This is a genomic window from Sphingomonas sp. S2-65 (assembly GCF_021513175.1).
In the GTDB taxonomy this organism is placed as follows: Bacteria; Pseudomonadota; Alphaproteobacteria; order Sphingomonadales; family Sphingomonadaceae; genus Sphingomonas.
Genome location: NZ_CP090953.1, coordinates 906,412 through 920,000, shown reverse-complemented (window position 1 = coordinate 920,000; position 13,589 = coordinate 906,412). Strand labels below are relative to the sequence as shown.

General features: G+C 60.7%; 9 protein-coding genes, 1 tRNA gene and 2 rRNA genes (1 of these 12 running past the window's edge). 9 read left to right on the top strand and 3 right to left on the bottom strand.

Annotated features, from left to right (window positions below):
- The 6 genes from LZ586_RS04325 to LZ586_RS04300 all read left to right on the top strand — a co-directional run.
- Positions 1–930: ribosomal RNA gene (locus LZ586_RS04325) — 23S ribosomal RNA — on the top strand; it begins 1,861 nt to the left of the window's first position.
- Between the two features lie 147 nt (positions 931–1,077).
- A 5S ribosomal RNA gene (gene rrf, locus LZ586_RS04320) occupies positions 1,078–1,192 on the top strand.
- Positions 1,193–1,373: 181 nt separating this feature from the next.
- A tRNA-Met gene (locus tag LZ586_RS04315) sits at positions 1,374–1,450 on the top strand.
- Positions 1,451–1,638: 188 nt separating this feature from the next.
- Positions 1,639–2,877, top strand: coding sequence for a tyrosine-type recombinase/integrase (locus LZ586_RS04310; RefSeq protein ID WP_235078441.1), 1,239 nt, complete (start codon positions 1,639–1,641; stop codon positions 2,875–2,877).
- Positions 2,874–3,149 (top strand): HU family DNA-binding protein, encoded by a 276-nt coding sequence (locus LZ586_RS04305; protein WP_235078440.1) that lies wholly within the window; start codon positions 2,874–2,876, stop codon positions 3,147–3,149. The genes LZ586_RS04310 and LZ586_RS04305 overlap by 4 nt, the downstream gene beginning before the upstream one ends.
- Before the next feature lie 699 nt (positions 3,150–3,848).
- Positions 3,849–4,004 carry a hypothetical protein gene (locus tag LZ586_RS04300; RefSeq protein ID WP_235078439.1) on the top strand — a complete coding sequence of 52 codons (156 nt, stop codon included), beginning with the start codon at positions 3,849–3,851 and terminating at the stop codon, positions 4,002–4,004.
- 113 nt (positions 4,005–4,117) lie between these two features.
- On the opposite strand, the gene LZ586_RS04295 is transcribed toward LZ586_RS04300, so the two are convergent.
- Both LZ586_RS04295 and LZ586_RS04290 read right to left on the bottom strand, forming a co-directional pair.
- A complete protein-coding gene (locus LZ586_RS04295; RefSeq protein ID WP_235078438.1) occupies positions 4,118–4,975 on the bottom strand; it encodes an SDR family oxidoreductase in 858 nt (285 codons plus the stop codon).
- Between the two features lie 168 nt (positions 4,976–5,143).
- Positions 5,144–5,530, bottom strand: a complete 387-nt coding sequence (locus LZ586_RS04290; RefSeq protein ID WP_235078437.1) for a hypothetical protein — start codon at positions 5,528–5,530, stop codon at positions 5,144–5,146.
- Between the two features lie 341 nt (positions 5,531–5,871).
- Between LZ586_RS04290 and LZ586_RS04285 the strand changes: the two genes are divergently transcribed.
- Positions 5,872–6,267: a hypothetical protein gene (locus LZ586_RS04285; RefSeq protein WP_235078436.1), complete on the top strand. Its 396-nt coding sequence runs from the start codon at positions 5,872–5,874 to the stop codon at positions 6,265–6,267.
- Between the two features lie 11 nt (positions 6,268–6,278).
- On the opposite strand, the gene LZ586_RS04280 is transcribed toward LZ586_RS04285, so the two are convergent.
- Positions 6,279–6,677, bottom strand: coding sequence for a hypothetical protein (locus LZ586_RS04280; RefSeq protein WP_235078435.1), 399 nt, complete (start codon positions 6,675–6,677; stop codon positions 6,279–6,281).
- A gap of 1,536 nt (positions 6,678–8,213) precedes the next feature.
- Between LZ586_RS04280 and LZ586_RS04275 the strand changes: the two genes are divergently transcribed.
- Together LZ586_RS04275 and LZ586_RS04270 are read left to right on the top strand one after the other, a co-directional pair.
- Complete coding sequence (locus LZ586_RS04275) at positions 8,214–9,638, top strand: sugar porter family MFS transporter (protein WP_235078434.1); 1,425 nt, start codon at positions 8,214–8,216, stop codon at positions 9,636–9,638.
- Between the two features lie 504 nt (positions 9,639–10,142).
- Positions 10,143–13,505 carry a TonB-dependent receptor gene (locus LZ586_RS04270; protein WP_235078433.1) on the top strand — a complete coding sequence of 1,121 codons (3,363 nt, stop codon included), beginning with the start codon at positions 10,143–10,145 and terminating at the stop codon, positions 13,503–13,505.
- The last annotated feature ends 84 nt before the right edge of the window (positions 13,506–13,589 follow it).

The window sequence follows — 13,589 nt, the reverse complement described above, 5'->3', positions numbered from 1 at the left end:
TTCCGACCTGCACGAATGGCGTAACGACTTCCCCACTGTCTCCAGGACATGCTCAGCGAAATTGAATTCTCCGTGAAGATGCGGAGTACCCGCGGTTAGACGGAAAGACCCCGTGCACCTTTACTGCAGCTTCAGAGTGGCAGTGGAGAACAACTGTGTAGAATAGGTGGGAGGCTTTGAAGCCATGGCGCCAGCCGTGGTGGAGCCACAATGTGAAATACCACCCTGTTGTTCTCTACTGTCTAACCACGCACCGTTATCCGGTGCTGGGACCCTCTGTGGCGGGTAGTTTGACTGGGGCGGTCGCCTCCTAAAGAGTAACGGAGGCGCGCGAAGGTTGGCTCAGGCCGGTTGGAAACCGGCTGTTAGAGTGCAATGGCATAAGCCAGCCTGACTGCGAGACTGACAAGTCGAGCAGAGACGAAAGTCGGTCATAGTGATCCGGTGGTCCCTCGTGGAAGGGCCATCGCTCAACGGATAAAAGGTACGCCGGGGATAACAGGCTGATAACCCCCAAGAGCTCATATCGACGGGGTTGTTTGGCACCTCGATGTCGGCTCATCACATCCTGGGGCTGGAGCAGGTCCCAAGGGTTTGGCTGTTCGCCAATTAAAGTGGTACGTGAGCTGGGTTCAGAACGTCGCGAGACAGTTTGGTCCCTATCTGCCGTGGGCGTCGAAATTTGAGAGGAGTTGACCCTAGTACGAGAGGACCGGGTTGAACATACCTCTGGTGTACCAGTCGTTCTGCCAAGAGCGCAGCTGGGTAGCTATGTATGGACGGGATAACCGCTGAAAGCATCTAAGCGGGAAGCCTCCCTCGAGATAAGATTTCTTAGGACGGTCGGAGACCACGACCTTGATAGGCCGGATGTGGAAGTGCGGTAACGCATGGAGCTAACCGGTCCTAATTGTCCTATTCGCGCTTGAGAGTTCCACCATCAACAACAGCCCTGGATAACTTCCAGAGCGCTTGTTCGAAGCGTGATGATTACACACAGCCTGCACGGGCATCGATCGAAACCCCCTGTTCACGGGTCCCCACAAGGGACCCGTTCTGGGCACACCGGCTTCATTGCTTGGTGGCCATAGCGTCTGTGACCCACCCGATCCCATCCCGAACTCGGACGTGAAACCAGACAGCGCCGATGGTACTATCGCTCAAGCGATGGAAGAGTAGGTCGCCGCCAGGCATTGCAGCCGGTGTCCCCCAGAAAAACAGCACGGAAAAAACCCATCCACTTTGTTCGTTGGCCTCAGGCGCCGGCAGCCGCATCCGCGGCTTTAGGCTACCGCGCCAATAAGGCGCGACGGCCAGTCGGCCTTGCGGAAGGCTCGCCTTCCGTTCGTATCCTGAACCGATATCGCAATTGTCGCGGGGTGGAGCAGCCCGGTAGCTCGTCAGGCTCATAACCTGAAGGTCACAGGTTCAAATCCTGTCCCCGCAACCAACACACAAGCAACCAAGCCGTCTCAGGAAATCCTGAGGCGGGTTTTTTGTGCCTGTTTCCCGTGGCTTGGATGCGAGTCGCAGCGCCCCGCAGCATCTCGCCGGATGCCTCCGAGTGCCACTACGTCGATTTGCATTTGGGGGTATTTTCTGGGGTAATTGCGCAGACCAGCTGCGGAGTACCCCCAAATGGCCCTCAAGGAACTCGAAGCTCGCTACGCCACCAAGCGCGCCAAGGACTATAAGCTTGCCGACAGCGGCGGGCTCTACCTCCTGGTCCGACCTAATGGGTCGAAGCTGTGGCGTCTCAAATATCGCTTCGATGGCAAGGAGAAGCTTCTCGCGCTTGGCCGCTATCCCGAGCTCAGCCTGGCAGAGGCGCGGCTGCGCCGCGCCGAGGCAAAGGTAGCGCTGGGGCAGGGAAGGGATCCCGGAGCCAAAGCTCCAGTGACGCCGGTCACGACCTTCGAGCAGGCCGCGCGGGCGTGGCACAAGAACCGCATCGCTTCCCTGGACGCTGGCCATGCCTCGCGTCTGCTTACCAGGCTCGAGCGCGACGCCTTCCCAGCCCTCGGCAGCCGCGACTTACGTGCGATCACCAGCGCTGACGTTCTGGCGATGGTCCGATCGGTTGAAGCGCGCGGCGCGCTCGATGTCAGCCGGCGCATCAAGCAGCATGTCAGTCAGATCTACCGCTTCGCGATTCCTCAAGGCTGGGCCGATCAGGACCCCGCGGCCTACCTTAGCGATCTGCTCAAGCCTAAGCCGCGTACGCGACACATGCCACGCATTGGTCTCCGGGAGCTGCCCGATCTAATCCGCGCGATCGACCGCTATGACGGCGAAGAGAACCCGCGTCGGCGGGCGATCACCCGCGCTGCGCTATTGTTCAGCCTCCTGACCTGGGCACGCACTAGCGAGACGCGTCTTGCGACCTGGGACGAATTCGAGGGATTAGACACCGCGGAGCCGCTTTGGCGCGTGCGGGCAGAACGGATGAAGATGGAGCGGGAGCATCTCGTGCCACTATCCACACAAGCAGCGGCACTGCTGATCGCCCTGCGGGAGCACAGTAGCAGCAGCTTTGTGTTTCCGGGCGACAAGTTGGGACAACCCATCTCGCAGAACACCATGATCTATGGCTGCTATCGAATGGGCTATCGCGGCCGTCAGACGGTGCATGGCTTCCGCGGGCTAGCCTCCACCTGGGCCAATGAAGCTGAGCACTACCGCCCCGACTGGATCGAACTGGCGCTCGCCCACGCCGAACGCGATGAGGTGCGCGGTGCCTATAACAGCGCGCTCTACATCACGCCGCGCCGGCGCATGCTCCAGGAATGGGCCGACACCATCTACGGCATGATCGATGGCAAAGCTGCGGTATCTGCGGTTATGAACCACTCTCCACAACGAGAGAGTACCACATGAACAACGCTGACCTCGCTGAACGCATCGCCGACACCAACAGCCTCAGCAAGGCTGATGCCCGCAAGATCGTCGATGGTGTGTTTGCCGCCATCGCCGACGCCGCCGCTAACGGCGACGAGACCGCCATCAACGGCTTTGGCAAGTTCAAGGTGAAGGACAGTGCTGCACGTGAGGGCCGCAACCCCTCCACCGGCGAGACCATCCAGATTGCGGCTTCTAAGAAGCTCGGATTCACTCCAGCGAAGGCCGTGAAGGACCGGCTGAACGGCTGAGCGTCAGGACCCCGCCTGCAAACCGGGCGGGGTCGTGGCAGCAAACGCCCCAGTTCCCCGCGTTCCGATCCAACCGCATCAGGCATTGTAACCGGTCGTTCATGCGAGAGCTGCAAGCTGTTGTCTCGCTACGACTGGACGCACGATGCGCAATCTATCCCGTGCGGTTCCGCGATAGCATGCAGCGCTTTCAGCATTGGCGGGGGCTCCATTGAGCGACGAGCCCAAAACTCAATCCGACAAGTTCAAGGAACTCGCCCGCGAGGTAGAGGCCGATAAGGACGACGCGCGATGGGATGAGCTGCTAACGAAGGTGGCGAGGCATAAGCCTGTGCCCGTTCAGTCAGAAGATTGATCGTCGCTTGTCTCGCCTCTCTGGCGGCGGGATTTCTTGATTAGCTCGACGCTTCGCTCTCTGGCGCGACGCGCCCTTTCCAGCACTTCGCGAAGAGCGGCACGATCCACGCAGAAACGTGGCTTTGGAGTTTCTTCGGCTATCCCTTAGACTAATCCAGATCAATTTCTGGTATGTTTCAGCCGAGGTGGCCCGCCTACCGCTGTTGTGTTTGCAAACTATATAATCGCCAAATCTTTCGATGAAGAGCATCAATCAGGCGGCCCGGCGGATTGATCAACACGGTCGCATCGAAGCCCTTATCACCCTTGCGCCTGATCGCTGGAATCCGCCTAACGGGTCAAATGGATGAAAACGGCGTAATCGGCACCGCCGGCGGAGTCGGCGCCTTGGCTCTGATGCTCATCGCAGGCTTCTTCATGACCGGCGCGAGCGCCCGTATTTCGGAAGGGCTCTATTGTGACCGCGTATGTAGAAGAGAATCTGCCGGCGCGCTTTGAATGCCGCGCCAGCGCCGCTCGTCCTCTCTGCGACGCCTGCAAACTTATCTCTTTTCTAAGGGCTGAACATAGAGCTCAGCCCTTCCCGTCGACCCGATCGCCTCGCCATGAGGTCAGATGATCGGCTTTCCGCCAGTTACTGCTACCGTGGCGCCCGAGACATAGCTTGCCTCGTCACTCGCCAGCATGACGTAAACCGGTGCAAGCTCTCGCGGCTGTCCTGGACGCTTCATTGGCACCTGCTCGCCGAAGGTCTTGACCTTCTCCGAAGGCATCGTTGACGGAATCAGTGGAGTCCAGATCGGCCCCGGTGCAACGCAATTAACTCGAATCCCTTTCTCAGCCAGTAGCTGAGCGAGGCCTCCGGTGAAGTTTTGAATAGCCCCCTTGGTTGTGGCGTATGCAAGAAGCTGAGGGCTGGGCGTGTCGGCATTGACCGAACTTGTATTGATGATCGCTGAGCCTTCGCCCATGTGGGGCGTCGCCGCTTTCGTCAGATAGAACATCGCGTGGATGTTAGTGCGGAAGGTGATCTCCCACTCCTCATCGGAGATTTCTGAAACGTCATCGAACGTTTGCTGGTGAGCCGCATTGTTGACGAGAATGTCGATGCGTCCGAACTCTGCAACTGCCTTGGCGATGATCGCGCGACAGTGAGCGGCATCCTGTATGTCGCCTGGCACCAGCACAGCCTCTTGCCCCGCCTCCTGTATCAGCCGAGCCGTATCCTCAGCATCCTGATCCTCACTCAAATAGGCAATGAGAACGTCAGCGCCCTCACGAGCGAAGGCGATAGCCACAGCCCGTCCGATGCCGCTATCCCCGCCCGTGATGACGGCCTTCTTCCCCGTCAGCCTTCCTGAGCCGCGGTAGCTTTCCTCCCCGTGATCAGGCTTAGGGTCCATGGCGGCTGTGCTTCCAGGAATCGGCTGCGGCTGCTCGGGAAAGGGCGGCTTTGGAAAGTGGGTCATGATAAGCTCCTTCAATCGCTTGAAGAAGCACCGGCTGGAGTAGGCGTTCCACTTCCTCACTTTGATCAGTAAGCATTACCAAGGCACCCGCCTACGCGTCTTTGCCCCTTCACTGCAGGCTGCGCGCAGAGCCGGACTGGGAGCTATCTGCAACCGATCCTGTCGCCTTTATAGCGCCTGCTTCGGCTTGGTGTATGGCACGAACTTGCCCGGGAAGGTCGGCCGCCGGGGAAGCCAGAGAACCGGTCGACCAATGTTCACGGTGTCGGTGTTGCAAAGCTGAAAGCTGAAGGTCCGCGTCACCAATATGTCGTCGTTGCGCAGCGACTGCGGGTAGGAGCGCGGCACGTTGACGTAGAGCTTGCTGCCCAGGCGATACACGATCGCCCTGCCATCGATGATCGCGGTGGAGGTGGCGCGGCCCGCGTCGATGCAACTCACCGGCTCGCCGGCAACCCGACGGGCTAGCAGCTTCTGCAACTGAGCATCGGGGTTGTCGCGAGCGGTTACGGTGGGAGCAGCCAACAATGCGGCGCCAGCGAGAACGACTTTCATGATCTTTCGCATGACGTTTCCTCACGGGCGGAGCGGTGAAATGGCACCTTCACCGGTACCATACTGCAGATCTGCGGGCACCCATGCCTGAAGTACCCGCAGATCCTTCGGCAGCGGGTCAAAAGGGGATAAGGCGCACAACCAAGACCCGGCTTAAGCCGAGGGATTAACCAGGCTGACCAGGTTTGGTGTGTGAAATCAGTATCTTCAATGAAGCCGCGTCCGCGACCGGAGATCGCGAGGCCTCGATATGCTGTTCTTCGGACTTCGGGTAAGAACGGACTATGGGTCTGCTATCCTACCTCGAGAGGCAATGGGGCGTCATGGGTCAGGCTCCATTCGTGTTCCTGATCGTGCTCGCGCTCGCATTTGGCGCCGCCTACGCCGCAGCACGGTGGGCATTCGCAGCCCGGCTGGACACTCTAGGCGAGCGACTAAAGCTCAAGGATGACCAGATCGCCGATCGCGACCGCAAGCTCGACGAACTGCGGCAGTTGGCTGAGAATCCTCCTCCTTCAGCAGAGGTGGATGGTCTGGAAACAGAGGACTATAGCGCCGTTATCAGGCAGCTCGTTGCTGATTATATCTTCGACTTTGAGGGTAGCGGTGACCCCGATATTCTGAGCGGCCGCGAACTGCCGCCGCTTGTATGGATGAACGATCAGTTGGCGGCGATGGGCAAGCGCTGGCGTATTGCAGCTGCGCGCGGGCCGGTTGCAGAGATCGAGGACCGCTAATTGCCATAGGCTCAGCCCGCCGGCGTCGGCTCTGCAGGCACCTTGATCCGACGTAGGCGATCGATGATGCCCTTCGCCTCAGGTGGCGCAGCCTGAATAAACAAGGCGAAGAGTTCCTGCTCATCCAACGAGTCATTGGGCACGCTAAGGGGAAGAGCAATCGGTTGACGTGCCCGAGCCCCAGGTTGGGCTTCCACTACGAGCGCGCGCCATGACATGCCCAAGGGCGGCTCGCCCAAATTCTCATTGAACTCCATTGAAACAGCATTGCGGATGCGAATGCGGCTGTCTGGGTGCTTCTCGAACCACGCCGCGTCTCCTTGCGTGGCAATCTCGATGATGCGCTCTTGGAGAGCTCTAACTGTTCCCATGATAATCCCTTGCTCGTCCCGCCGAGCAATGCCGCTCACGTTAGATAGGGGCAAGGGTAGCGCGGGCGTGTGCTTGTGCGGGCGCTGGAGGAAATAGGGCTCTGCTTGCCGTGGGGATCGTGCGATTAGAATATAAAGATATTTGCAAGTGTGGGCGTCTATCAATCGCTGATCTGACCCGCCGCTTCCGTGAAGGTCCCTATGTGCTCCGTCATATATCCAAATTGGCGGTCAGATGGAGATGACTGTGATTACCCTCTACAGCGCGCCGGAGTGCACCGGCAGCTGCTCGACCTCTCCGCCCGCCGCGCGCTATTGTTCGTGCGCGCCGTCAGCCGCACCCTCCAGTTGCTGCGCGAGAAAGTCCTGTAGCGGTGGTGGCGTCGGCATCATGCCAAGTCGGACTCTCGTGCACCGAGTCTTGCCTCAGCGAGCCAATTGACTCCTATTGAGTCCTCTGCCCCCGGGAAGGGAAGATTCCTAAGAAGCAAGAAGGCGGGGATGCATTGGAGTTGCAGTGGTGTTCGGCGTGCTGTTCATGATCGGCAGGTGTAGCGCGGGCGATCAAAGTCCGGCGACTTCGCCAAGTGTCGCCACTACCACGGAGAGCGCAGGTAGCGCCTTGATCGTGCCGAAAGAGGCCGACACGGCCGAGGCTATGCCCCAGCGGAGGTAGCCTGCCATGGAGAAGGCCTTCGTGGAGCCACCCTCAAAGCCTGAACCGACGACGGAACCTGAACCCAAGCCAGAGTTCGTCTACTATCTCAACTGCTCCCCTGCCAGCCACGCAAAATTGGCGATCGCCCACTCGGACATTCAGGATTCGGGCTTCGATCTTGCTCGATTTGCTCCACATGCCCCGTGTTCTTGACGTGCGTGAGCTCGCCGAGAGCGCGAGGCGAGCCTGGCTACGCTGCCCACCTTGACTGCGGCATCGATGGGATCGGCTGCGAGTAGAACCCGAATCGTCAGTAGCACCGAACCCGGAGAGTTATCTAGACCGGGTCACATTGCACGAACTGCATTGCCTTAAACGCCTCGGCGCCAGGCCTTTGTCCGGCCTCGAGCATGGCGGAGCAATGAAGGCAAAACAAACGACATCTAAGCTCTCCCTTCCGTGGTGTGCTCAGCGTGCCGGGGAATGATTGCGCTAATGGGAACCTAGCCGCAGGAGATTACCGATGCAGTTAATCCGGTGACCCGCTCGCGACTCGCAGCCTTGATGTGTTTGCGGTTAAGCGATTCCGAGAGGTGCTCCTTCACGGCCGTATAACGCTTGGAGAGCCAAGGAGCTTAGAAACCCGCACTTGCAACCTTCCACCGCACTTGTGGAGATGGGCCGCATACGATCCATGCATGACGGTTCCGCCGCCGATCCGGTGCTTGTGATTGCCTTGCCAGTGGTATCGCCTTCTAAGTCAAGGAAGCTCCATGCGTCACCATGAGCCCGCCTTGCGTTCAACTCAACCGGTGCCCAAGGGATTGCGCTGGCACGAGAGTGGGACTGCTCACCTGGTTAAGTGTCCTGCGCACAGCGCTCGTGTACCCGGCTGGCCTCGACAGAGGACCTCCCCGATGGCCCCGAACGCTGCGATCATTACCAACCAACTAGCGCCTGGCACCTATATGACGATGGTGGCGACAGTCGCCGCTACCGCCGGAGGCCTGTACGGCTACGACACCGGCATCATCTCGGGTGCGCTTCCGCAAATCGCGCAAGAGTTTGATCTCGGCTACCGCGCACAGGAGCTGGTTACTGCCGCCATCCTAGCAGGCGCGGTCTTCGGCGCGTTGAGTTCAACGTACTTGTCCGCCAAGTTGGGGCGGCGCGTGACGATCATGATCGTTGCGGGCGTTTATAGCGTCGCCGTGCTGGCGGCGGCGCTGGCGCCCGGCCCGTGGTTCCTCGCTGGTGCGCGGTTCTGCCTTGGGATTGCAGTAGGCGGCTCGACGCAGATCGTGCCCGCGTACATCGCGGAACTAGCGCCGCCCGAGAAGCGCGGCAGCTTGGTCACCTATTTCAACGTGTCGATAGGGATCGGCATCCTGTTGGCAGCCGTCGTCGGCGTTGCGGGGCACAACCTATTCACTTGGCGCTGGATGTTCGGTGTGGCGGTCGTACCGTCGATCCTGCTCCTGTTGGGCATGATCAAGCTTCCTGGCAGTCCGCGGTGGTTGGTCGAGCATTATCGTCCTAAAGCAGCGGCAAAGGTATTGCAGAAAGTTCGGGAGACCTCGGCAGAAGTCCGTGCCGAAATCTCGGACATGCAGGAGATGGTTGGCCGGATCAACGAGCAGCCCGAGACCGGTTGGCGGGCAATGCGGCAGCCGTGGCTACGCCCCGCGCTGATTGCCGGGCTAGGAGTCGCGGCATTCACCCAGCTCAGCGGCATCGAGATGATGATCTATTACACGCCCACCTTCCTGAAAGACGCGGGCTTCGGCCCTGTGGCAGCCCTGTGGTCGGCATTGGGCGTGGCGATCACTTACCTCGTAATGACTTTCGTGGGGAAGCTCATCGTCGATCGCGTCGGCCGCCGGAGGCTCAGCTTGCTGATGATCCCCGGCGCGATTGCGGCACTGCTTGTGCTCGGCGCAGTCCTCCACTTCGATCTGGCCGGGTCGCTGCAGCCTTGGTGGGTCGTTGGCTGCCTCATCGTCTTCATGGTCTTCAACTCTGGCGGCATCCAGGTGGTTGGCTGGCTGACGGGCTCGGAGATCTACCCGCTTTCGATCCGCGACCAGGCACTTGGCGCGCACGCCGCGATGCTGTGGGGATCGAACCTGCTGCTGACGGGCACTGCCTTATCGGTAACGAAGGCGCTCGGCGTTGGAGGGGCCATGTGGCTGTACGCCGGACTCAATGCCCTTGGCTGGCTGTTTATCTTTCGCTTGGTGCCGGAAACAGCGGGTCGTAGTCTGGAGGACATAGAGCGATCGCTCAAGGACGGCGTCTTTCTGCCCAATAGGCAGGTTCGCCCTCAGCCCTTTCAGGCCTAACCGCAATGTGGGGGAACTGCCGCCGAGCTCGGGACTGACGGACGCTTGTCCGAGGGGTGCGGCTGGCGTTAAGCAGCCGGGCGGTTTCAAGCGGCGCTGCGAACGATGTGCCTGCGATGACCCAGGCATAGGGCAGGGGCAGCGCAGCCGCAATCGCAACGGGCGCTGGGGTACTCGGTACAAACTAAGTGTGCAGACAGGCTGCTATTGCGTTTGCGTAAATTTGCACTCGTGAGCAGATTGACGAGTCGTCGTTCGGTCGGCTACCTCCCTGCTGGTAAGGTATTGTGCAAAGACACAAGCCCGAAGGCGATTTCTGCGGCGTGAAAAAATTTGCGCTTGAGAAGGGTTCACGGCTCGGCTCAACCTGGTTCCATGAATTTGCGTAGAAGCCGTTCGCGTGAAGGCGGAGGCGCATAAAAAGAAGCAAAAAAAAGGGGAGGATCAATGTCCGTTCGATTTTCGCACTCAATTGCGGACCGGGATTGGCGCGGCGGCACGTCGATGTCCGTGTTGGCTGCTGCGCTGTTTTTGGCAGCACCGGCGTACGCGCAGGATGCTCAGACGCCGCAAGCCACCGGCGGCAACCCCGAGTCCACGGTCACCACATCGCAGGAAGTCGCCCCCGGTACTGCCGACCCTGAGACGTCGCAGGACGTGATCGTCACGGGAACGCGCCAGGCTCTGCAGACATCGCAGAACATCAAGCGCAACGCCGACACCGTTGTCGACACCATTACCGCTACCGACATCGGCGCTTTCCCCGACAAGTCCGTGGCCGAGGCGCTTCAGCGGGTGCCCGGCATCTCGGTCAATCGCTTCGCCGCGAGCGACGACACCTCGCACTTCTCCGCCGATCCGTCAGGGATCTTGATCCGGGGCCTCTCCCAGGTCCGCTCCGAATTCAACGGGCGGGATACGTTCAGCGCGAACTCGTCGCGCGGGCTCAGCTGGGGCGACATTTCGCCGGAGCTGATGGCGGGTGTCGACAGCTACAAGAACCAGACCGCCGAACTGATCGAGGGCGGGATCGCCGGCTCGGTGAACCTGCGCACCCGCGTGCCGTTCGACCAGAAGGGCGATCTGCTCCAGGTCGGCGTCAACGCGAACTATGGTGACGTGTCGAAGACGCTCACCCCCGACCTCTCGGCGCTGTACAGCACGCGCTTCGAAACCGGCATCGGTGAGTTCGGCTTTCTCGGCAACGTGGCCTATTCGGAAATCCAGTCGCAGACCTATGGCGTCGTCTATGGCCGCACGGCGGTGTTCGACGGCGTCTACGGCCCGGGCAAGCAGTACATCCCTTCTAGCGTTGGCCTGCGCGACACAGTCTATGACCGCAGCCGTACCGGTATCGCGCTGGCCGGGCAGTTCCAGGACACTTCGGGCCGCTTCCTTGCCACCGCGCAGTACAACCGCTCCAAATATGAAGAGAAATGGCGCGAGCGCGGCGCGATCAGCTACCTGACCGACCTGTTTGCGCTCCCGGCGGACTTCGAGTTCTCCAATGGCGGCCCGAACGCCAGCCGTATTCCGCGCCCGGCGCCGGGTTCGCCCGCCTTCACCTTCGATGACGACGGTAATTTCGAGACCGGCGTTCTAGTCAACCAGCAGACCGACTTCTCCTGGTGGGGTGCGAGCGACGCCGAGGCCGGACAGATCGCGCTCAACAGCAGCGGGCAGAACATGCTGCGTCCATGCTATAGCTGGGGCCCCGGCGAGGCCGGAGCGTGCGGTGCGGATGCGCGCGGACCGGACATGAACGCGGTCACCCGCTATAACGAATCCAACCGCCTCACCCAGGATTTCGGCCTCAACCTGAAGTTCGAGGCGTCCGACCAGCTCCACTTCAGCCTGGACGGCCAGTATGTGAAGGCCGAGCTGCAGAACTACGATGTCGAGGTCGGTCAGTACTCGTTCGCCAATGTGGCGCTCGACGCAAGCGGCGGCCAGCCTACCTTGAACTTCCTTGCGCCTACCAACATCAACCAGTCGCCGGGCGGGCTCTCGAACCCGAACAACTATCGCTACAACCACGCGATGGATCATATCGAGGACAGCCGCGGCACCGAATGGGCGTTCCGCGGGGATGCGACCTATGACTTCGACGGGGACTGGCTGGACGCCCTCAAGGTAGGCTTGCGCTACTCCGATCGCGACCAGGAAGTCCGCTACAGCGCCTATAATTGGGGCAACATCGTCAACAACTGGAACCTGGGCAGCGGCCAGTCTGCATATTGGAACATTGACCGCACTGCTCCGAACGGCGCCTTCCGCGGCTATCCGGGTACCAATGAAGTGCGCAACTTCGGCAACGACTTCTTCGGCAGCGCGCCGCAGCAGCTCGTGTTCTTCAGCATGGAATCACTCGAGAACCGCGGCATCAACCAGCTGGGCTATGACTCGCTAGGGGTAGGCCAGGACCAGTGGATGCCGATCTGCTCCGGCGGCGGCAGCAGTTCGGTGAGCGGCCGCAGTGCCGAAACGGTCGGATGCTTCCGGGACGATGAGATCAACCGCGTGTCGGAGACGACCAAGGCGGCGTACGCGATGCTGAAGTTCGGCGGCAACAATGCGTCGATCGGTGGCGTTGGCTTCTCGGGCAACATCGGCCTGCGCTATGTGGAGACCAAGGACAAGGTGTCGGGCGCGACCGTGTTCCCGAACACTCTCTCTCCGGCGGCAAACCCCTGCCAGCGCAACGTCGCCGAAGCCGGGCAACCGGCACCGGCGCTTCCCTATACCCTCGGCTGCTTCCTGTTCGGCAATGCTGGGCTGATTGCTGCCGGTCCGCCGCCGGCGGGCTTCATCGACTACGCGATCGCCGGCAGCCCCGATACGGTGGCCTTTGCCAATGGCGGGTCGCAGCTCGGCGCGATGGAGACGACGCACCGCAATTGGCTGCCGAGCCTGAACCTGCGCTTCGACCTCACCCCCAAATGGCTGGTGCGTTTCGCAGCATCGCGGGCGATGTCGCGTCCAGACATCGGGCTGCTCAAGAACTACACAACGATCTCGGGCGGGTTGCCGGGCTCAGATCCGAACGATGCACGCTATGTGCGTAATCCCCAGGGGCAAATTGTGGGGGTAAATGCAGCGTACACGGCAAGCGGCTACAACCCGACGCTGAAGCCGATCACCTCGACCATGTTCGACCTCAGCCTCGAGCATTATTTCTCACCGGTCGGCTCCGTGACGCTCGCCGGCTTCTACAAGAACTTCCAGAACTACATCCAGTACGGCTCGCAGATGGTGGACTATGCCAACAATGGCGTGACCCGCTCCATCGAAGTTCGCACGCCGATCAATGGTGACGGCGGCAAGATATATGGTTTCGAAGCTGCCTATCAGCAGTTCTTCGACTTCCTCCCGGGCGCGTTGAAGGGCTTGGGCGTTCAGGCGAACGTTACGTACGTCAAGAATGATGGCATCACCAACTCGGGTCTGAAGACGCAGAACGGCACCGATGGTGGGGGGCAGGCGCAGCCGGGATCGGGTGGCACGACGCTTACCGTCGACTCGCTTGAGGGCCTGTCCGAATGGACCTACAATCTGGTCGGCATGTACGAGCGTTCGGGGCTGGCGGTGCGCGTCGCCTATAATTGGCGTTCGGAGTTCCTGGTGACAGCGGTCGACTGCTGCACCTATCTGCCGACGTGGCAAAAGGCTGCCGGCTTCCTCGACGCGTCGGTCCGCTACGCGGTGAGCCCGAAGATCGAGTTCAGCATACAGGGCACCAATTTGCTGAACACGATCACCAAGCTCGAGCAACAGGTCACCGGCGTCGAGGACGGGGCTCTGCTTCGTCCCAACGCCTGGTTCCGCAATGACCGCCGCCTGATCGCGGGCGTCCGCGTGAAGTTCTGATCCGCATTACTCCCACCCTCCTGGAGCGCCGCTTTTCGGCGCTCCTTTTTTTTGGCAGCCGCGGGCGACTGCGCTAAGCCCGAC